Below are 20,684 nucleotides of genomic sequence, written 5' to 3'. Positions count from 1 at the left end.
CCGCACGGCGTGTGGAACTGCCCCGAGAACCCCCGCTCGTCCCGCGCCTACCGGGAGCTGTTCGGCGGCGTCCCCGCGCCCGCGAAGCCGAACCCCAGCCCGTCCCCGTCCGCGCCGGACGCCCCCGCGAGCCCCAGGCCGTCGCCGAGCCGGGACTCGACGCCGCCCGCGACGCCCCGTCCGTCCGGTGCCTGGTCCGCCCCGGCGACGGCGCGCGTGACGGCGGCGAGCGCGTCGAGCGTGCCGGACAGGTCGTAGTCGGCCGCGACGTCCGCCGCCTCCCGTCCCTCCTTCTCGGCGATGCCGGGGACGAGCAGCCGCGTCGCGAGCTCCGCGGCGAGCGGCGCGGGCTCGTCCGGCGGCACCAGCGCCCCCGTCCCGGGCCGGATGATCTCGGTGAGGCCCGGGACGCGGGTGCCGACGATCGGCCGCCCGGTGGCCATCGCCTCCAGCGCGGTCAGCGGCAGCCCCTCCCAGCGGGACGGCAGCGCCACGACGTCGGCGGCGGCGAACCAGTCCCGGGTGTCCGCCACCGCCGGGACGAACCGGACGTTGCGGGCGCCCGCCGCGCGCAGCCCGGCGAGGTCCTCGCCGTCCCCCACGATCGCGAGCCGCGCGTCCGGGCACCGCGCCAGGACGTCCGGCCACGCCGCGACCAGCACGTCCTGCCCCTTCTGCCGCGTGAGCCGCCCGACGCACACCGCGAGCGGGACCGCCGCGGGGATCCCGAGCCGCGCCCGCGCCGCCGTCCGCCCGGCGGCCGACGCGAACCCGAACCGGGTCCGGTCGACGCCGTTGCGGACGAGCCGGTACGCGCCCCGCACCCCCGCCTGCACGCCCTCCCCCAGCTCCCCCGCGCCGACGCACACCAGCGCGTCCGCGCGGCGCGCCGCGAGCCGCTCCCACGCGAGGCTGAGGGCGCGCTGCCGTCCGGTCGCCGCGAGCCACGACCACCCGTGCGGCTGGAAGATCACCGACGTCCGGCGCGGCCCGGGCAGCAGCCGCCCGGCGAGCCCCGCCTTGGACGAGTGCAGGTGCACGACGTCGGGCCGGAACCCGGCCACGAGCCGCCGCAGCGCCACCGCCTCCCGCACGGCCGCGGGCCCGGGCGCGCGCCCCGCGTCCCAGTTGAACCACGGCACCCCGGCCGCCGCGCAGCGCCCCGGCAGGTCGCCGTCCGGCGGGCACGCGACCGCCACCTCCCACCCGCGCCGCCGCTGGTCCCCGGCCACCGCCCCCACGTACACCGCCACCCCGCCCGACGTCGGCTGACTGACGTGCAACACCCGCAACCCCCGCCCGCCGCCGGACCACGAGGGGGCGGTCGGCCCGGGGAGGCCGGCGGGGTCGGTGGGGGGGCGGTAGTCAGGCATGGGCGTGCGGGTCGGTGCGGCGGTGGGCGGAGAGGGCGGCGCGGGCGCGGGCGAGGGCCGCGTAGGCGGGGGCCGTGCGGGTCCGGGCGAGGATGAGGCGCTCGTGGCGCACCGGGTCGGGGCGCCACTTGAGCTTGTAGGGCTCGCGGCCGCGCAGGAGGCTGAGGCCGCGGCCGTCCGCGACGGCGAGGTCCTCGCGGAGCAGCATGAGGCCGACGTCGACGTGGTCGCGGAGTTCGGGGACCGCGCCGTAGAGGTAGGCGCCCGCGAAGCGGTGGCCGAGGAGGACGAGGTCGGCGGCGACGAGGCGGCCGTCCCAGTGGTAGCGCAGGACGGCGGCGCGGCCGTCGCGGGCGAGGCCGTGCGCGGCGGCGGCGAGGTGGCGGCGGAACCGGTCGCGGGTGTGCTCGGGGTTGAGCGGGCGGCCGCGCCACTGCCGGACGTGCAGGTCGAGCAGTTCGCGGACGGCGTCGGGCACCTCGTCGGGCGGGGCCGGGCGCACGGTGATGCCGCGGCGGTCGATCTTGCGGAGCCGGGCGCGGGTCTTCCCGGCGGCGCGGCCGGGCAGGCGGGCGAGGACGCCGGACACGTCGGCGTCGGGAAGGTCGAGGCAGACCGAGGACGGCGTCCGCCAGGTGCGGCCGGGCCAGTGCCGGGCGAGCCGGTGCGCGGCGGCGCCGGGCCGGACCTCGGGGAGGTCGAGCGCGGCCCAGCCGGGGTCGGCGAGCAGGGCGCGGGCGAGGCGCGGGGCGGCGGCGTCGGCGTGCGCGGGGTCGAGCAGGAGGTCGGTGACGTCGCTCTGCGGCGCGGCGAGCGGGACGAGCACCGGCAGCCCGGCGCGCCGGACGAGCGTCAGCGGGGCCGCGGCGACGAGCCGGCCGCCGTGCCGGACGGTCGCGAGGCGCAGCCGTCCGGGCGTCCCGTACTCGTCCCACCAGGGCCGCAGCCATTCGTACGCCTGGAACGGGGTCGCGGCGGGGCAGCGCCGGTACAGGTCGCGGAGGTCGTCGGCCAGCGCGGGCAGCGCGGCGTCGTCGCGGCGGACCTCGGCGGTCCAGCCGGGCGTCTCGCGCGGTTCGCGGGCGCGCGGCGCGGGGACGGCCGCGTGCAGCGGCCGGACCGGGCCGGGCGCGGGCATCAGCGGACCTCCACCGGTTCGGCGGCGGGCGCGGGCACCTCGGGGGAGCGGCGGCGGGCGCGGGCGGCGTCGGGCAGGCCGCGGCGGCGGCCCTGGCCGTTCAGGACGGCGGCGCTCAGCCCGGCGAGCAGCATCCCGGACGCGGTCCCGACGGCGATGTTCAGCGGCGGGTTCGGCGACGTCGGCGCGTCCGGCGGCTGCGCGACGCCCATCAGCGCGACGCGCACGCCGGTGTCGGCGCTGTGCGACCGGCCGTACCGGACGAGCGCGTCCGCGGCGGCGTTCGCGAACGCGGCGGCGTCCCGCGCGGTCGCGGCGCGGCCGGTGAGCTTGATCAGCGGCGTGTCGGGCGAGGTGGACGCCTGGACGTGCTCGTGCACCTCGCCGGGCGGCGCCTTCGGCAGCGGCCGCTGCGACCAGGCGAGCGTCTCGGGCAGCGGGGCGAGCCGCCCGTACGCCTGCGCGTAGCCGACCGCGCCACCGCCGGCCTGCTCGTTCTCGTTCTCGACGACCAGGACGAACGCGGTCGCGGTGTAGCTCGGCGGGGTGAACAGCGTGTAGGCGGCGCCGCCGAGCAGGCCGACGAGCCCGAACGCGATGGGCACCGCGTACCGGTGCAGCAGCGCGGCGACGCGGCGCCGGACGCCCCGGACGAGCGCGGCCGGCGTGCCGGTGCGGTGGCGGACCGGCTGCTGGACTCCATCACTGTTCGACATGACATGCCCCTTTTCAGGTCGGTATGACTTCCCGGGTGGTCGGCACCCGGTCGGCGCCGCCGGCCGATCCGCCCGCGTACAGCCGGGCGAGCCGGGCCGCCTGGTCCGCGACGGCGTGGTGGCGGGCGACGGCGGGGGGCACCGCCGCACGCGCCCGCGCACCGGACGGCAGGAGGCGGGCGAGTTCCGCGCTCCAGCGGTCCGCGTCGGCGGCGGGGGGCAGCCGCCGCGCGCCCGGGGCCGCGCCGGACGGCAGGTCGTCCAGCGCCGGGCAGGCCGTGTAGAGGACGGGGAGCCCGGCGGCGAGGCCCTCCAGGACGCCGAGGCCGAAGGTCTCCTGGACGGACGGGGCGGCGAGGACGTCCATGGCCGCGAGGGCGCCCGCGACGTCGGCCGTCCCGCCCGCGAGGACCACCCGGCCCGCGACGCCGCGGGCGGCGGCGATCCGGTCGAGCGCGTGCCGCTGCGGGCCGTCGCCGACGATGAGCAGCCGCACGCCGGCGAGCGCGGGGCGCGCGAGGGCGTCGACGAGCAGGTCGAAGCGCTTGGTGGGCACGAGGCGTCCGACGGCGCCCACGACCGGTTCGTCCGGTGCGAGGCCGAGCGCGGCGCGGGTCGCGGTCCGGCGGGCGGGGTCGAACGCGAACGCGGCGGCGTCCACGGCGTTCGGGACGACCGCGACCCGTCCCGGTGCGACGCCCCACGCGTGCAGGCGGCGTGCGACGGTCGGGGACACCGCGATCGTGAGCGATCCGAGCCGTTCGGTCGCGAGGTAAAGGGCACGGACGCCGCGCGTGGTTCGGCGTCCTTCCAGGTGCCCGTCGCCCAGCGAGTGTTCGGTCGCGATGATGCGGGGCGCCGGTCGCCCCGGCCCGATGCCCGCGAGGCGTGCGGCGATCCGTCCGTACACGCACGCCCGGTAGAGGTGCGTGTGGACGACGTCGTACCGTCCACGGCGGATCAGCCGGACGAGCCGCGGCAGCGCCGACAGGTCGCGGTTGCCGCCCATGCCGAGTTCGTGCACGGGCACGCCGGTGGCCGCGATCTCCGCGCCGACCGTCCCGGTCCGCGTCAGCGACACGACCTCGCACGCCACCTCCGGAGGCAGGTGCGGCAGCAGCAGCGCGAGCTGCCGCTCCGCGCCGCCGTGCTCCAGCCCCGTGATGACGTGCAGCACCCGGATCACCCCGCACCCCCGGACGGGCTGCGGCGGACCGGCCCGGCGGGGGTCATATGCGGCTCCGTTGGAGGAGTTCGTGGCGGAGCAGCTTCGCGCGGAGGCGCAGGGGGCCGTCGGCGTCGCCGACGTACGTGCGCGGGAGCGCGTGGCGGGACGCGGCCTCGGGCGCGATGTGGCACGCGTAGCCGTAGCCCGCGGCGCGCACGGCCTCGACCTCCCGCTCGCCCGCGCGCCCGTACGGGTAGGCGAACCCGTTCACCGGGCGGTCGAGGATCTCCTCGAGGGCCGCCTTGCTCTCGGCGAGCTCGACGCGGAGCGCGTCGTCGTCGGAGTCGGGGAGCGGGACGTGCAGGCGGCCGTGCGAGCCGACCTCGACGCCCGCGCCCGCGACCGTCCGGATCTGCTCGGCGGTCATCAGCGGCTTGCGGGGGCCGCGCCCGTCGGGGCCGTCGCTGTCCCACGCGTTGTGCTCGCCGATCCGGCCGGACACGACGAACACGGTCGCGCCGAACCCGTACCGCAGCAGCACCGGGACGGCGCGGGTCGCGAAGTCCGCGTACCCGTCGTCGAAGGTGAGGCCGACGAGCCCGCGGGCGCGTCCGGCGCCGTGCGCGTACAGGAGTTCCTGCATGCCGACGCCGCGCAGGCCGCGGGCCCGCAGCCAGGCGAGCTGGCGCTCGAACCGGCGCGGCGACACGGTGACCAGGTGCGGGTCGTCGTCACGGCGATCGATCGAGTGGTACATCAGCACCAGCGGCGCCCGGCGGGTCCCGCCGGACTCCGGTATCTGCGCCGGGCCCGTCAGGCGGGCCGGTTCGGTCGGCTGTGTCACTGGTCTCCCCCGAGTCGGAACGGCCGCGGCGGGCGGGCCGCGGCCGGAATGTGAACCGTGTGCCGGCCCCGCGGCCGCCGGGCGCGCGCCCGGCGGACCACGGCGCGACGAGGTCGCGGCCGGCGAGGACGAGCAGGAGCGCGAACGCCGCGACCGTCGCGAGGCCGCCGGCGGCGAGGACGAGCGGTGCGGGCGCGTCCGGTCCGAGCGCGCCAGCGAGGGCGTTCGCGGCGAGCCGGCCGGCCGCGCCGGCGCCGACGGCCGCGAGCAGCAGCCGTCCGGTGTCGGCGGCGATGCCGCGCAGCGCGACGGGCGCGACCTTGAGCCGCAGCCCGGCGAGCAGCAGGACGGAGGCGAGCGTGATCCCGGCGGCGTTCGCGGCGGCGAGCGCGATCGTCCCGGCGGTGGCGGCGAACGCGGCGCCGATCGCGGCGGTCACGACGAGCCCGGCGGCCAGCACCCCGGCGGGGCTCCACATCGGACGGCCGCGCGCGAAGAACGCGCGGGCGCAGAGGCCGACGGCCATCTGCCCCCACAGGCCGAGCGCGTACACGCGCATGATGGCGGCGGTGTCGCGGGTGTCGGCGGCGGTGAACTCGCCGTGCTCGAACAGCACCTCGATGACGGCGGGCGCGAACGCGACGAGGAACGCGGTCGCGCACAGCACCATCGCGCCCGCGGCGGCGAGGTCCTGCCGGATGCGGCGGGCGACGCCGCGCACGTCGCCGTCCGCGGACGCGCGGGCGAGCCGCGGGAACGTCACCGTGACGATCATCAGCGACATGATCATCGGGACCTGGGCGACCTTCTGCGCGTAGTTCAGGTGCGAGATCGACCCGGCCTCCAGGCCGGAGCCGAGGAACCGCTCCACGAACACCTGCGCCTGCCGCGTCACCGTGTACACGACGACGGGCGCGACGGCCGCGACGCCGAGCCGCAGTTCGTCCGCCGGGAGCCGCTGCGGCGGCGCGTCCCGCAGGCACCGCACGAACGCGGGGGCCTGCACGGCGACCATGAGGACGCTGCCGACGGCGACGCCGATCGCGGCGCTCGTCACCCCGACGATCCCCGCCAGGCCCGCGATCAGCGCGAGGATGCCCACGTTGTACGCGGCGTAGATCGCGGCGGGCGGGCCGAACCGGTGGTGGGCGCGCAGCGTGGCGCTCATGAACCCGGCGATCCCGAACGTGACGACGGTGATCGCGGTGAGCCGGACGCACAGCACCGCGGGCCCGTGCCCCGGCAGGCCGGGCGCGAGCAGCCCGACGACGGCGGGCGCGGCGAGCGCGAGCGTGACGGTCACGACGGCGAGGACCGCGACCATGCGCGGCAGGGTCCGGCCGACGAACCCGCGCAGCCCGTCCCCGCGGGCGAGCAGCCGGGTCACGACCGGCACCATCAGCAGCGCCATCGCGTCCTCGATGAGCAGCGGCGACACCGTCTCCGGGATCGTCCAGGCGACGAGGAACGCGTCGGTGCCGCGGCTCGCGCCGAACTGGTGCGCCATCACGAGGTCGCGCAGGAACCCGAGGCCGGTCCCGGCGGCGACGAGCGCGCCCGACAGCGCCGCCGCGCGCCCCACGGACCCGCCCGCCCCGGCGGCCCCGGCCGTCCCGGACTTCCCGAACCGGCCGAACCGTCCGGCCGTCCCGCCGGGCCGGGGGCCGCCGGGACCGCCCGTCCCCTTCGCGGTGCGCGCGGTGGCGGTCATGGCGCCCCGTCGAGCGCGTGGGCGTCGAGCCGGTGGACGCGGAAGCCGTGCCGGTCGACGAGGGCGGGGGCGGGGCGGCGCGGCCCGAGGGCGCGGGCGGCGGCGACGCCGAGCAGGACCGCGGTCAGCACGGTCGTCGGCCCGCCGAGGTCGGCGTAGCAGAAGTTCGTCAGCAGGAAGGCCATCGCGCCCGCGGCGGCGAGCCAGAGCGGGTCGCGGGGGCGGCGGCGCCGCCACAGGCCCCGGACGATCGCCGCGAGCATCGCCAGGAACCCGGCGAGGCCCACGACGCCCTGCTCGGCGAGGACCAGCAGGTACTGGTTGTGCGGCGACAGCAGCGGCTGCCGCATGTACCCGTTGACCGGGTCGTGGGTCTCGCTGCCCGACGACAGCTCGATGCCGGCGTAGGTGTCGCGGTACTCCGCGAAGTTCTTCACGCCGACGCCGGTGAGCGGGCGGTCCCGCCACATCCCCTGGGCGGCGGACCACAGGTGGTACCGGTCGTTCACCGACCGGTCCGGCTCGGTCACCGACCCCACCATGGACCGCGCGCGCGCCGTCACGGCGGACGAGTCGCCGCCCGTGAACAACCCGAACAGCAGCATCAGCGCGGCGCCGCACGCGACGGTGCGCACCGCGACCCAGCGGTCGAACAGGAAGAGCATCAGCACGACCGCGGCGCCGAGCGCGAGCCACGTCCCCCGGCTGAGCGCGAGGACGAGCGCCGCGCCGAGCACGGCCAGCCCGCCGAGCGCGGCGGGCACGGTGCCGCGCGACCGCCGGACGCCCGCCAGCGCGAACGCCGTCAGCAGCACGAACGCGAACGCGACGACGACCGACATCGCCATGACGTCGACCGCGCCGAACGTGCCGACGGCGCGGATGTTGGCGCCGCCGATCGACGCGCCGTTGCCGGTGGCGGCCTGCCAGATCCCGTACGCGGCCTCCGCGACCCCGAGGCCGAGCACCGCGCCGCAGACGATGCCGAGGTCGCGGCGGTCCCGGCACACCAGGACGACCGCGAGCGGCACCAGCACGAAGATCTGCAGGTCGCGCAGGAACCCGGGCAGGCTCGCCGCGATGTCGGACGAGCAGACGGTGGTGACGCCGAGCGTCGCGATCAGCGGGCCGAACGCCCACAGCGCCGCGCGCGGCACGCGCGTCCGTCCGCGGACGACCAGGAGCGCGGCGGTCGCCATGAGGACGACGCTCGCGACGTCCCCGGTGGTGACCTGGACGCCGGAACCGAACGCCCGGCCGCCCTGCGGGACGCCGACGCAGGCGACGGTGGCCGCCGCGATCCAGCTCGGGCGCCCCCACCACGCCTCCGTCATCCGGAGTCCCTCCCGAGGACGGCCCGGGCGGTCAGCAGCAGGATCTTGAGGTCGGCGCCGAACGACCAGTGGTCGATGTAGTGGTTGTCCAGGCGCGCGCGCAGTTCGATGGACGTGTCGCCCCGGAAGCCGTGCACCTGCGCCCAGCCGGTCATGCCGACGGGGACGCGGTGCCGCAGCATGTAGCCGGGGCAGGTGCGGGAGAACTGCTCCACGAAGTGGGGGCGTTCCGGGCGGGGGCCGACGAGGCTCATGTCGCCGCGCACGACGTTCCACAGCTGCGGCAGCTCGTCCATGGACGTGTTGCGCAGGAACCGGCCGACGGGGCCCATGCGGCGGTCGCCCTGCACGGTCCAGCGGGTGTCGGACTCCTGCTCGTCCGCGGGCTGCAGCGTGCGGAACTTCAGCAGCACGAACTCCTCGCCGCCGAGGCCGATCCGCCGCTGCCGGAACAGCACGCCGGGCCCGCCCTCCAGCCGCACCGCGACCGCGCACGCCGCGAACAGCGGCGCCGCCAGGACCAGCAGGACGGCCGCGACGGCGACGTCCAGCAGCCGCTTCGCGTACCGGCGGGCGGGGTCGCGCAGCCGCCAGTCCACGCGCGCGCACGGCAGCCCGGCGAGGTACTCGCGGCGGCCCGGCTCCACCGGGACGACCGCCGCCGGGGGCTGCACCAGCAGCGTCTCGCAGGAGAGGCCGAACGACAGCCGCAGGACGGCGTCGAGCTGCTCGGGCGCGACGTCCTCGGCGACGACGATCAGGGTGCCGACGCCGTGCTTCTCGACGAGCACCGGCACGTCGGCGATGTCGCCGAGGACGGGCAGGGCCGGTTCGTCCGCGCCGGGCCGCTCGGCCGGTCCACCGGGCGTCCCGGCGGCGGGCGCGCCGGCCGCCGCGTCGCCGGACGCGGGCGCGGACGCGGGCGCGGCGATCGTCGCGGCGGGCAGCCCGGCGGCGACCTGGCCGACCGGGGCGAGCCCGAACTCGCCGCGCACCCGCAGCAGCTCGACCAGCTGCCCGGACGTGCCGCCCACCCCGACGACCAGGGCGGGACGGGACCGGGAGCGGCGGCACCGGTAGGTGCGGGCGGCGCCGTTCGCGAGCGCGCGGGACGCGACCGGGACGGCCGTGGCGAGCGCGAGCAGCCACAGCCAGGCGAACGGGTCGGCCGCGAGGAGCACCGCCGCGACCGTCCCCACCAGCAGCACGCGGACCAGCAGGGCCCGCAGGTCGGTCAGCAGCGACGGGCCGCGCCGCGCCCGGTACAGCCCGCCGCCCGCGTTCAGCGCGACGATCGCCGCGGCGGCCGCGGCGGGCAGCGCGCCGTCCGGACGTCCGGGCTGCGCGGCCGCGACCGCGGCGGCCATCGCCCAGCCGTCGGCGACGGCGAGGCACACCGGGTAGACGGTCGGCAGCAGCCGCGGGCCGGGCGTCCGGCGGCGGTACGGGACGAGCGGCGTGCCGGGGGCGGGCGCGGCGGCGTCGCCGGGGGCGGCGAGATCCGCGCGGGCCCCGGAGTCGATGGAGGGACTCAGCCCCTGGGCACTCATCTCGCGCGTCCCTTCATACCGAAGACTCACCCATGCCGAGGCCTCGCCGGGCGACCTGACGGGCCCGGGTTCGCGCGTCCCCTCCGCCGCTGACGAGGACGTTCGCGCAGGTGGCCACGGTCCAGCTTCGCAGGGCGGATCGGCATGGACCGCCGCCTTTAACAAGGTGCTCCCCACTCTTGAGCAGAAGATCGAGTTCCGCCCCTGACCTGCGTGAATGCCGAAAATTCGCCCCTGTTCGCCGATGTTCCCCGGAAACGCCGGGCGGGCTTCGGGAAATACCTGATGACGGCCGAACCCGAGCGGGAGAATCGTCGTCACAGATCATCGGACTCGATCCCCCTGACAAGAGGAGAACGGTGCGAGGCAAGAAGGCCTTGGCCATGGCGCTGGTCCTCGGACTGGCGACGGCGTGCGGCGGCGGGGGCGGGGGCGGCGTCACCGCCAAGAAGACCGAGGCCGCACCCCCGGCGGTGACGATCACCCCGGCGAACGGCAACGCGCGCGCCCGTCCGGACCAGGGGGTCGTCGTCAAGGCGTCCGGCGGGACGCTCGGCGCGGTCGCCGTGACCCTCAAGGGGAAGCCGGTGCCGGGCGCGCTGTCGCCCGACAAGACGACGTGGCGGTCGTCCTGGACGCTCGCACCCGGCGGCAGCTACCAGGTGCAGGCCACGGCGACCTCGGCGGAGGGGCGGACGACCACCGCGACCAGCGCCTTCCGCACCACCACCGCGGTCGCCGCCACCCGGATCAACAACGTGGTGCCGAGCCCCGGCGAGACCGTCGGCACCGGCATGCCGATCTTCGTCCAGTTCAACAAGGACGTTCCCGAGCAGGCCAAGCCGCTGATCGAGAAGAGCATCGAGCTGTCGTCCACGAAGCCGACCGTCGGCTCATGGCGCTGGCTCGACAAGGGCCACTCCTTCAACGGCCTCCCGTCCCTGGTGTTCCGCCCTAAGAAGCCGTGGGCGCCGAACCAGGAGGTGTCGCTCACCGTCCACTACGCGGGCCTGAAGATCGGCGACGACGTGTTCGGCGCGAAGGACGTCACCCGCCGCTTCAAGATCGGCGACGCGCACGTCGTCGACATCAACGCGAAGACGCACAAGCTCACCGTCCGGGAGAACGGCAAGACCGTCCGGAGCTGGGGCGTCAGCCTCGGCTCGGGCGGCGACGTGTGGGCCGACGGCGTCGACCACCTGCTCACCACCAGCGGCGTCCACCTCACCATGGACCGCAGCCGCATGGAGCGGATGGTGTCCCCCGGCAAGAAGAAGGGCGACCCCGGCTACTACGACGAGCAGGTCCCGTGGGCGACCCGCATCTCCAACAGCGGCGAGTACATCCACGAGAACACGTCCGACCCGTCCTGCCTCGGCAACCGCAACTGCAGCCACGGCTGCGTCCGGTCGCCCGCCGAGGACGCCAAGTGGTTCTACCACTGGTCGTACCGGGGCGACATCGTCAACATCACCGGCACCGCGCGGAAGCTCGACTGGTGGAACGGCTGGGGCTACTGGGAGGTCCCGTTCGACAAGTGGTCGAACACCACCGACCGCGCGCCCGTGACGACGTCCCCGCTCACGTCCTGACCCCCGCGGCGCCCGCTGGGGCGCCCTCCCCCGGCCGCCCGTCGTCCGGCGCGGGGCGGGACGCGGGGATGAGGGCGGTGGCGACGAGGCCGAGCACGACGCAGGCCGCGGCGGCGTAGGAGCAGAACGCGACGCCGTCGGCCATCGCGGCCCGCGCCGCGTCCGCGACCGGCGCCGTCTCGGGACGTCCGGCCAGCGCCCCGATCGCGGCCCCGGCGGACTCGGTGACGGCGTCCGCGTGGGCGTCCGCCCGCCCCTCGGGGACGCCGTCCGCGGTGAGCCGGTCGCGGATCCGGGCGCCGAGCGCGGTGAAGAACAGCGTGGTCAGCAGGGCGATGCCGAGCGCGGACCCGAGCTGCCGGAACGCGCTCTGCACGCCGGACGCCTGCCCCGCGCTGCGCGGCGGGACGTCCGCGAGCACGACGTTCGTGACCTGCGCCGTCGCGAACCCGACGCCGACGCCGTAGCCGAACAGGGCCGGCGAGATCGACCACCACGAACTGTCCGGGGACGCGACGAGCCCGAGCCACACCAGCCCGGCGACCTCCAGCGCCAGCCCCAGCCGGACCTGGCCGAGCGGCGAGACCGGCATGCCGAACGCGGCGCCGCTCGCGACGAAGCTGCCCGCCGCCAGCGGAACGAGCGCGAGCCCCGCCTCCAGGGCCCCGTACCCGAGGGTGAACTGCAGCCACAGCGGCAGCACCGCCAGCACCCCGAACTCGCCCACGCCGATGATCAGCGTGACGACGTTGCCGTTGCGGAACGACGCGACGGAGAACAGCCGCACGTCCATCAGCGCCCGTCCGGCGTCGCCGCGCCGCGCCGACCGCACCTGCCGGTGGACGAACGCGGCCAGCAGCAGGCCGGCGAGCACGAGCGCGGCGAAGGCGGGCGACGGCCCGGCGTCCCAGGTCGCGCCGGGGAGGTCCAGCGGCCGGACGCTCGCGAACCAGCCGTAGTGGCGGCCCTCGACGAGCCCGAACGCGAGCAGCCCGAGCCCGAGCACGGACAGGACGGTGCCCGCCGCGTCGACCCGGCCGCCCGCTCGGGGCGACGGCGCGAGGAACAGCAGCGCGCCCGCGCACAGCAGCGCGGTGAGCGGCACGTTGATGCCGAACGCCCAGCGCCAGGACGCCTGCTCGGTGAGCCACCCGCCGAGGACCGGGCCGAGCGCGGACGCGGCGCCGATCGTCGAGCCCCAGACGGCGAACGCGCGGCCGCGCGCCGCGCCGGTGAAGGTCGCGTTGAGCAGGGACAGCGACGTCGGCAGGATCATCGCCGCGCCCGCGCCCTGCAGGAACCGCGCGGCGACGAGCAGGCCGCCGTCCGGGGCGGCGCCGGCGAGCACGCTGGTCGCGCCGAACGCGACGAGCCCGGCGACGAACACCCGGCGGGCGCCGACGATGTCGGCGACGCGTCCGGCGAGCAGCAGGAACGCCGCGAAGACGATCGCGTACGACTCCTGCGTCCACTGCGCCTGGACGGAGCCGATCCCGAGGTCCTCGATGATCGACGGGACGATCACGTTGACGATCGTGGCGTCGACCACGATGAGCGCGACGCCGAGGGAGATCGTCACCAGCCCGAGCGCGCGCCGCGGGGAAGAGGGTTCGGACACTCTACATGCCTCCATGGTGAAGTATCTTTATGATGGAGTTACTTCACGAGGAAGGTAGAGTGGGGCGCGACCGGTTGTCAACGCGAACGGAGGACCACATGGACCGCGACGCCGTCGCCGACCAGCGCGCACGCCTCGTCGAGGGACTGCGGGCCTACGGCGCCGAGTTCACCGAGCTGGGCCGCCGCTTCGCCACCGTCCTCGGCGTCCACGCCACCGACGCGTTCGCCCTGCTGGAGATCGCCTCCGCCGAGCAGCGCGGCGCCCCGCTCTCCCCCGCGCTCCTCGGCCGCCGCATCGCGCTGTCGTCCGGCGCCATGACCGCGCTGCTCAACCGCCTGGAGGAGGCCGGGCACATCACCCGCACCCGCGAGCGGGCCGACCGCCGCATCGTCACGCTGCGCATCGGCGACCACGCCCGCACGATCGCCGAGGACTTCTTCGGGCCCGTCCAGGCGCGCGAGGACGCCGTCCTCAGCGACTACCCGCCCGAACTCCTCGCCCAGTTCGAGGCCGTCCTGGCCCGCCTCCGCGCCGCCATGGACCCCGACACCCCCGAGTGACCGGCGGCCCCCGGCGCGGGTCAGCGGAGGGGGTTGAAGGGGGTCAGTTCGGGCGGGCGGCGGCCCGTCGTGATGGTGTCCGCGAGGAGGCGGCCGGTGGCGGGGCCCAGGGTGATGCCCCACATGCCGTGGCCGCCGCCGACGAACACGCGCGGGGAGCGGGTCGCGCCGATGAGCGGCAGGCCGTCCCGGGTGCACGGGCGGGACCCGACCCACTCGTCCCGCCGGTCGTCCAGCCGGACGCCGCGCAGCATCGGGCGCGCCGCCTCGACGATCGCGCGGACCCGGCGGCGGTCGAGCGCCGCGTCCGGGCGGCGGAACTCCATCATCCCCGCGACGCGCAGCCGGTCGCCCAGCGGCGTGCAGGCGACGCGCTGCGCCGGGAGGTACACCGGGCCGGACGGCGCCTCCGCCACCGGCACGCTGAAGCTGTAGCCGCGGCCCGCCTGGACGAGCGCGCGGACGCCGAACCGGCGCGCGAGGTCCCCGAGCCACACGCCGCTCGCGACCACCGCCGCGTCGAACGTCTCGCCCTGGACGGTCACCCCGCCGGGGCCGTCGCGCAGCTCGCCGACGGCCGTCCCGGTCCGGACGGCGCCGCCGCGCGCCCGCACGGCGGCGGCGAGGGCGTGCACGAACCGTCCGGGGTCGATGTACCGCTGGCCGCGCAGCAGGATCGCGGCGCCGACCCGGTCCGACAGCAGCGGCTCCAGCTTCCGGGCCTCGTCGCCGTCGAGCGCCTCGTACTCCAGCCCCTGGCCGGCCGCCCGGATGTGCTTGACCTCCTCCAGCAGGACGCGGCGCTCGGCGGCCGTCCGGTACGCGGCGACGAACGTGGCGGCGTCCCGCGTCTCCGCCTCGACCCCGCCCTCGACCAGGGCGTCGAAGGCCGGCAGCGCCAGCCGGTTGACCGGCACCAGCGCCTCCATCGCGCGCCGCCACCGCGCGGCCGTGCTGTGCCGCGCGAACCCGGCGAGGAACCGCAGCAGCCGCGGGTCCGCGCTCGGCGGCACGTACACCGGCGACGACGGGCTGAGCACCGCGCGGATCCCGTACCGCAGGACGGCCGGTTCCGGTAGCGGCGTCGCGAGCCCCGGCGTCAGCCAGCCCGCGTTCCCCCACGACGCGCCCGCCGCGACGTCCCGCCGGTCGAAGACGGTCACGTCCACGCCGCGTTCCTGCAGGAACCACGCCGTGGACAGGCCGACCATCCCGGCGCCCACGACGGCGACACGGCGCGGCTCACCGGACACGTTGCCGACCATCCCACGTTCCCCTCTCCACGGACCTCGCTCACCTCCGATGGTGGGACGTCTCGTCGCGCGCGGCCTCGTCCGGTTCGGCCAATCGCATGCATCTGTCTTGTGCGATTCGCACAATCGATCGGCGACACTGGGGGCATGGCGATCAGCGTGGCGGACCTCGCCGGATCCCTCGGGCCCGGGCTGCTCCGGGTGCTCACCGACGGCCGCGCCGGGCCGGTGGACGACGTCGTCCTCGCCGAACCGGGGGAGCCCGCCGGGCAGCCCGGCGACCTCGTCCTCGGCGTCGGCCTGCCCTCGGCCGCGGCCGCGATCGCGCTGGTGGAGCGGGCCGACGCCGCGGGCGCCGCCGCCGTCGCCGTGAAGGCCCCGCTCGCCGCGGCAGCCGCGCCCGCCGCGCGGACCCGGGCGCCCGCGCTCGTCGAGCTCCAGCCGGACGCCTCGTGGGCCCACCTCGTGTGGCTCGTCCGCGGGGCCGTCGACCGGGCGGGCGCCCCGCTCCCCGGGTCGCCGGGCGCCCACGACGACCTGTTCGCGCTCGCCGACACCGCCGCGGAGATCGCGGGCGCCCCCGTCACCGTGGAGGACGCCCGGTCGCGCGTCCTCGCCTACTCGGGCCTGCAGGACGCGACCGACCCCGCACGGGTCTCGACGATCGTCGGGCGGCGCGTCCCGCCGCAGGTCACCGCGCACCTGCGCGCCTGCGGCGTGTTCCGGAGGATGGCCCGGTCGAGCGACCCCATCGCCGTCCCCGCCGGGCCCGACGGGATGCTGCCGCGGCTCGTCGTCCCGGTCCGCGCGGGCGGTGAATGGCTCGGCTCGATCTGGGCGGTCGCCCGCACGCCCGTCCCGGACGCGCGGGTGCGGCGGCTCACGGAGCTCGCGTCCGTCCTCGCCCTGCACCTGCTGCGGCTGCGCGCCGAGTCGGAGGTCGCGCGGCGGGTGTCGGCCGAGCACCTGCGCGCGGCGCTGCGCGACGGCTCCCCGCTCGCCGTGCCCGACCCGGCGCCGTGGCGGGTCGCGATCCTCGGCGCCCGCGGCGGCGGCGACGCCCGCCGGGCCCTCGACCTGTGGGAGGCGATCGCCCGCCGGTTCGGCTGGCGCCGCCCGCTCCTCACCGACCTCGACGGCGCGCTCCACGCCGTCCTCACCTGCCCTCCCGGGCCCGGCGGCCGCCCGCACGAGCCCGGTTCGGCGCCGTGGCTGGCCGACGTCCTCGCCCGCGTGCGCGACCCCGACCTCTACGCGACGGTCGGCGGTCCCGCCGCCGCCCCGGCCGACCTGCCCCGCTCCCGGGCCGAGGCCGCCGAACTGGACGGGCTCGTCACGTCCGGGCGGCTCGCGGCGGCGGGCACCGTCCTGCTGGAGGACGCGTGGGACGCCGTCGTCGTCGAGCGCGCCCGCAGGGCGATCGGCCCCGACACGCTCGGCGGCCCCCTGGGTGCCCTCCGCGACCACGACGCGGCGCACGGCACGTCCTACCTGCCGACGCTCGCCGCGTGGCTCGACCACTTCGGCGACCCGAAGGGCGCGGCCGCCGAACTCCGGATCCACCCGAACACGCTGCGGTACCGGCTGCGCCGCATGGCCGACACGGCGACCCTCGACCTCGCGTCCTCCCGGGTCCGGCTGGCGCTCCGCCTCCAGCTCGCCGCGCTCCCGGACGACGGACGGGCGTGACGCGCGTCCGGGCGCCCGTTCGGCCGGCGGGGGAGCGGCGGCTCCGGCCCGCTCCGGCGGACGGACGGCCCGGGCGCCGCGAGCGGGCGTTGCGGGTCCTCCGCTCGCAGCGCGCCATCACCAGGCTCAGCCGCTCCGCGCCCGGCGGCGCCACGGCGCGGCATTCCGCCCCGCCGGGCGGAGTGTCCGCCGTCCTGACGGCGTGACCGCGGTCGGCGTGCGCGGCGAGGACGTACGCGTCGACGGGGCGGGCCAGGGGGACCAGCGGGAAGCGGGCCGAGGGGAAGATGCCCGCCAACGCGGCCAGCAGGTCGAGGACGTCCTTCCACGCGCTGCGGACGGTGTACTTGAACGCGACCTTGAACTCGCTGCCGAGGCTCCACGAGCGCCGGACGATCGGCGCGGTCGTCCCGCTCCCGTCGCCGTCGCCGCCCGCCAGGTGGATCGGCTCGCTGTGGAAACGGGTGCGGTACTTGCCCGTCTTCACGTCCGTGTAGCCCTGGAGCCTCCCCTTCGCGTCGAGCGTCGCGCCGAAGTCCGGGGGCTGGACGGGCAGCAGGCGGGCGGTCAGGGAGACGCGGCCCTCGGCGGCGGGCCCGGGCGTCGGCAGGTCCTCGGCCGTCCCGGCGGAGAACGAGCCGCCGAGGCCGAACCCGCCCTCGAACGTGAGCGTCGCGCCCCCGTCCGTCGTGACGACCCGGAGGCCGCCGCCGATGCCCCGGTAGAAGCTGAACTTCAGCTCCGAGCCCTGGACCCTCCCCAGCACGCCCATCGGGCGGGGACTGAGCGGGGGCCGGTGCTCGGGCAGGTCGCTCACCTCGGTGACGTCCGCCGAGAGGCGCGCGGACACGCAGCCGCGGGCGGGCGCCGGTTCGACGGCGCGCGCGAGCGGCTGCGCCGAGGGGCTCGCCAGCACCGCGATCAGCGCGAGGATCTGGACGCACGCGCCGCAGACGACTCCCTCCATCGCGTGCTTCCACTCCCCCGGTCGCCTGTACGGACACTGGCGTCAAAACCGGTCGGCTTCCCCCGACGGCAGTGACAACATGTCGCACGTTATAACACTATGGAGCGGTTAGATGACAAACAGTGACCAAGGTTCCGTAGGTCAAGTTGGACGGCTCCGCCCGCTCAGGGCAGGCGCAGCGCGGCGGGGGCGCCCGCCGGGACGGACGGCGCGTGCGGCGCGACGCGGTCGATGCGCCGGTACGGCTCGCCGGGGGCGGGGCGGGGGTCCTTCTCGCCGCGGTTCGGCCAGAACGACATCGCCCGCTCGGCCTGCGCGGTGATGGTGAGGGACGGGTTGACGCCGAGGTTCGCGGTGACGGCGGAACCGTCCACGATGTGCAGGCCGGGGTGCCCGTGGACGCGGTGGTAGGGGTCGATGACGCCGGTCTCTGGGGTCTCGCCGATGGTGCAGCCGCCGATGAAGTGCGCCGTCGTCGGGATGTTGAACAGGTCGAACCACGTCCCGCCCGGGGTCGCGTCGAGTTCCTCGGCGAGCATCCGGACGGCCTTGTGCGCGACGGGGATCCACGTGGGGTTCGGCTCGCCCTCGCCCTGCCGCGCGACGAGGCGTCCGCGCCGCTCGGTGACGGTGATGGAGTTGTCGGCGGTCTGCATGACGAGGGCGATGACCGTGCGGTTCGCCCAGTCCTTCAGCGACAGCCCCCGCAGGATGATCGTCGGGTGCCGCAGGGCCAGCCCGGCGAACTTCAGCCAGCGCGGCGCCCGCCCGCCGCCGTCCACGAGCAGCGTCCGGATGAACCCCATCAGGTTGTTGCCGGTGCCGTAGCGGGTCGGCTCGATGTGGGTCTTGTCGTCGGGATGGAACGACGAGGTGATCGCGAGGCCGGTGCCGTGGTCGACGTGCTTCGCGCGGTGCCAGACGGTCATCCGCTCGACGCCGAGGAGCGCCTCGGAGTTCGTCCGGGTCAGCTCGCCGAGCCGCGCGGACAGGTGCGGCAGGCGGCCCGCGTCGCGCATCCGGTGCAGCAGCGTCTGCGTGCCGTGGGTCCCGGCGGCGAGGACGACGTGCTCCGCGGTGAGCGTCCGCCGATGGCGCCGCAGGGACCCCGTGCGCCGCACCGTCACCCGGTAGCCGCCGGACTCGACCGGGTCCAGCGCGGTCACCGTGGTGTCCGGGACGACCCGGACGCCCGCCTTCTCCGCGAGGTACAGGTAGTTCTTCGTGAGCATGTTCTTCGCGCCGACGCGGCAGCCGATCATGCACGAGCCGCACGCGGTGCACGTCGTCCGGCGGGGGCCCGCGCCGCCGAAGTACGGGTCGTCGTGCGTCGCCCCGGCCTCGTCGCCGAAGAACACCCCGACCGGCGTCGGATGGAAGGTGTCGCCCTTGCCCATCCGGTCCGCCACCCGCTTGATCGCCTCGTCCGCGGGCGTGACCAGCGGGTTCGTCACGACCCCGAGCATCCGGCGGGCCTGGTCGTAGTGCGGCTTCAGCTCGTCCTGCCAGTCGGTGATGTGGCCCCACGCCTTGTCGACGAAGAACGGCCGCGGCGGCTCGTACAGCGTGTTGGCGTAGACGAGGGAGCCGCCGCCGACGCCCGCGCCCGCGAGGACGAGCACGCCCGCCTTCCCCCCGACGCGGTGCATCCGCTGGATGCCGTGCAGGCCCAGCCGCGGCATCCACAGGTACTTGCGCAGCCGCCACGACGTCTTCGGCAGCGAGTCCTCGTCGAACCGGCGGCCCGCCTCGAGCACCGCGACGCGGTACCCCTTCTCGGCGAGCCGCAGCGCCGCGACGCTGCCGCCGAACCCCGAGCCGACGACGATGACGTCGAAGTCGAACGCCTTGCGGGTCATGCGCACCACCTCGTCCACACGAAACGGACCCCCGACTATCGACCCGCGCACCCGTCGCGCGCCACGCATCCGGACGCGCGATTCGGCGGGTTTCTTATCAACACGTTGACAATGTCTTCGTGACCAGCCGGGCGTGCAGGATCAGCTCCATCTCCAGGCAGCGCCGCGGGTCCGACAGGTCGTCCCCGAAGAGGTGCCGCAGGTGCCGCAGCCGGTACCGGACGGTCTGCGGGTGCACGCGCAGGCGGCGCCCGGCGTCGGCGGCGTTGAAGTTGTGCTCCAGCAGCGCGAGCAGCGTCTCGGCGAGCCGCTCCCGCCGCGCCGGCGGCACCGCGCGCAGCGGCGCGAGCCGCGTCGCGGCGGCGTCGTCGATCAGCTCCCCGGCGCGGGACACCATCAGCGCCGGGACGTGCTCGGCGCTGCGGATCGGGCCGGTGTCGGGGATGACGCCGCGGCCCGCGAGCGCGAGCGTCTCCCGGGCCCACCGCAGTGAGCGGGCCGCGCCCGCGAGCGGCACCGCCGGCCCGATCGCGACGACCCAGTCCCGGACCAGCTCGGCGGGCAGGACCGGACGGGCGCCGTCCGGGGCGTCGGGGAACAGCAGCGCCGGCTCCGGCGCGGCGAAGTCCGCGAGCGCCCCGGCCGGCGGGTGCGGCGGAAGCACCCCGTCCCGGCGGGGCCGCGCCGCGGCCGCCGCGACCGTCCGCGGCGGCGGCCACCGCGCCTCCCGGGCGAGCGCCGCGACCCGGTCCGGATCCGCGGGCGGCTCGGCGAGCAGCAGCTGCAGCAGCCGGGCGCGGCGCCGGACGTCCGGGTCGCCCGCGGGCCGCGCGGCGCGCTCCTCCCGGTACCCCGCCGCGATCACCTCCGCGACCGCGTCCATGTAGGCGAACTGGGCGTCCACCACGAGCCCCAGCGCGGCGCGATCGAGGTCCAGGCCGCCCGGGACGGTCGCGAGCGTGCGCCACGCGGCGAGCACCGACCGGCGCAGCGACTGCTGGATCTCGTCCGGGTCCCGGCCGTCCCGCGCCAGCGCCCGCCCGACCCGCAGGTAGAACGCCCGCACCCGGTCCCAGCCGGCGTCCGGGTCGTCCACCAGGTCGCAGAAGTGCCGCAGCCCCGCCGCGACCCCCGACCGCACCCGCCGCGCCTCGTCGCCCACCGGCACCGCGCCGCGCTCGCCCAGCTCGCGCATCAGCTCGTCGGCCGCCCGGTCCACCCGGGCCCGCAGCCGCTCCGCCACCCACGCCGGGACCTTCTCGAACGCCGCGACGTCTGCCATTCGCCATTCCCCCTCACGACCGAATGC

Annotated in this window: 16 protein-coding genes; 4 read left to right on the top strand and 12 right to left on the bottom strand. The window is 76.7% G+C overall.

Features of this window, described 5'->3' with window-relative positions:
- Window positions 1-47: 47 nt before the first annotated feature.
- The 8 genes from AB0L25_RS10570 to AB0L25_RS10535 form a co-directional block, all read right to left on the bottom strand.
- Window positions 48-1,286, bottom strand: coding sequence for a glycosyltransferase (locus tag AB0L25_RS10570; protein ID WP_500170667.1), 1,239 nt, complete (start codon window positions 1,284-1,286; stop codon window positions 48-50).
- 79 nt (window positions 1,287-1,365) lie between these two features.
- Window positions 1,366-2,511 (bottom strand): GNAT family N-acetyltransferase, encoded by a 1,146-nt coding sequence (locus AB0L25_RS10565; RefSeq protein ID WP_500170665.1) that lies wholly within the window; start codon window positions 2,509-2,511, stop codon window positions 1,366-1,368.
- Window positions 2,511-3,227, bottom strand: a complete 717-nt coding sequence (locus tag AB0L25_RS10560; protein WP_500170663.1) for a Wzz/FepE/Etk N-terminal domain-containing protein — start codon at window positions 3,225-3,227, stop codon at window positions 2,511-2,513. Before AB0L25_RS10560 ends, AB0L25_RS10565 begins: the two co-directional genes overlap by 1 nt.
- Before the next feature lie 13 nt (window positions 3,228-3,240).
- Window positions 3,241-4,404, bottom strand: a complete 1,164-nt coding sequence (locus tag AB0L25_RS10555; protein WP_500170661.1) for a glycosyltransferase — start codon at window positions 4,402-4,404, stop codon at window positions 3,241-3,243.
- A 52-nt stretch (window positions 4,405-4,456) separates the two neighbouring features.
- Window positions 4,457-5,152: a polysaccharide deacetylase family protein gene (locus tag AB0L25_RS10550; RefSeq protein WP_500170659.1), complete on the bottom strand. Its 696-nt coding sequence runs from the start codon at window positions 5,150-5,152 to the stop codon at window positions 4,457-4,459.
- A complete protein-coding gene (locus AB0L25_RS10545; RefSeq protein WP_500170657.1) occupies window positions 5,127-6,950 on the bottom strand; it encodes a lipid II flippase MurJ in 1,824 nt (607 codons plus the stop codon). Before AB0L25_RS10545 ends, AB0L25_RS10550 begins: the two co-directional genes overlap by 26 nt.
- Window positions 6,947-8,284, bottom strand: coding sequence for an O-antigen ligase family protein (locus AB0L25_RS10540; protein WP_500170655.1), 1,338 nt, complete (start codon window positions 8,282-8,284; stop codon window positions 6,947-6,949). Before AB0L25_RS10540 ends, AB0L25_RS10545 begins: the two co-directional genes overlap by 4 nt.
- Complete coding sequence (locus tag AB0L25_RS10535; RefSeq protein WP_500170653.1) at window positions 8,281-9,834, bottom strand: exopolysaccharide biosynthesis polyprenyl glycosylphosphotransferase; 1,554 nt, start codon at window positions 9,832-9,834, stop codon at window positions 8,281-8,283. Before AB0L25_RS10535 ends, AB0L25_RS10540 begins: the two co-directional genes overlap by 4 nt.
- Before the next feature lie 359 nt (window positions 9,835-10,193).
- Between AB0L25_RS10535 and AB0L25_RS10530 the strand changes: the two genes are divergently transcribed.
- Window positions 10,194-11,426, top strand: coding sequence for a L,D-transpeptidase (locus AB0L25_RS10530; RefSeq protein WP_500170651.1), 1,233 nt, complete (start codon window positions 10,194-10,196; stop codon window positions 11,424-11,426).
- Here AB0L25_RS10530 and AB0L25_RS10525 read toward each other — a convergent pair.
- Window positions 11,416-13,044: an MFS transporter gene (locus AB0L25_RS10525; RefSeq protein WP_500170649.1), complete on the bottom strand. Its 1,629-nt coding sequence runs from the start codon at window positions 13,042-13,044 to the stop codon at window positions 11,416-11,418. The genes AB0L25_RS10530 and AB0L25_RS10525 overlap by 11 nt on opposite strands.
- A 98-nt stretch (window positions 13,045-13,142) precedes the next feature.
- Between AB0L25_RS10525 and AB0L25_RS10520 the strand changes: the two genes are divergently transcribed.
- Window positions 13,143-13,607, top strand: a complete 465-nt coding sequence (locus tag AB0L25_RS10520) for a MarR family winged helix-turn-helix transcriptional regulator (protein ID WP_500170647.1) — start codon at window positions 13,143-13,145, stop codon at window positions 13,605-13,607.
- A gap of 20 nt (window positions 13,608-13,627) precedes the next feature.
- Here AB0L25_RS10520 and AB0L25_RS10515 read toward each other — a convergent pair whose 3' ends face one another.
- Complete coding sequence (locus AB0L25_RS10515; RefSeq protein WP_500170645.1) at window positions 13,628-14,872, bottom strand: NAD(P)/FAD-dependent oxidoreductase; 1,245 nt, start codon at window positions 14,870-14,872, stop codon at window positions 13,628-13,630.
- A gap of 135 nt (window positions 14,873-15,007) precedes the next feature.
- Here AB0L25_RS10515 and AB0L25_RS10510 point away from each other — a divergent pair, with 135 nt between their 5' ends.
- Window positions 15,008-16,549, top strand: coding sequence for a PucR family transcriptional regulator (locus AB0L25_RS10510; RefSeq protein WP_500170643.1), 1,542 nt, complete (start codon window positions 15,008-15,010; stop codon window positions 16,547-16,549).
- A gap of 287 nt (window positions 16,550-16,836) precedes the next feature.
- Window positions 16,837-17,046, top strand: coding sequence for a hypothetical protein (locus AB0L25_RS10505; RefSeq protein ID WP_500170641.1), 210 nt, complete (start codon window positions 16,837-16,839; stop codon window positions 17,044-17,046).
- Window positions 17,047-17,680: 634 nt separating this feature from the next.
- On the opposite strand, the gene AB0L25_RS10500 is transcribed toward AB0L25_RS10505, so the two are convergent.
- Complete coding sequence (locus AB0L25_RS10500; protein ID WP_500170639.1) at window positions 17,681-19,375, bottom strand: GMC oxidoreductase; 1,695 nt, start codon at window positions 19,373-19,375, stop codon at window positions 17,681-17,683.
- 97 nt (window positions 19,376-19,472) lie between these two features.
- A complete protein-coding gene (locus tag AB0L25_RS10495) occupies window positions 19,473-20,657 on the bottom strand; it encodes a PucR-like N-terminal domain-containing protein (RefSeq protein WP_500170637.1) in 1,185 nt (394 codons plus the stop codon).
- Window positions 20,658-20,684 lie beyond the last annotated feature (27 nt).

Origin of the sequence: Spirillospora sp. NPDC052242 (assembly GCF_040679555.1) — a bacterium.
GTDB lineage: Bacteria > Actinomycetota > Actinomycetes > Streptosporangiales > Streptosporangiaceae > Spirillospora.
Note: the sequence above shows the minus strand (reverse complement) of the source record. Positions and strands in the feature narration are given on the sequence as shown.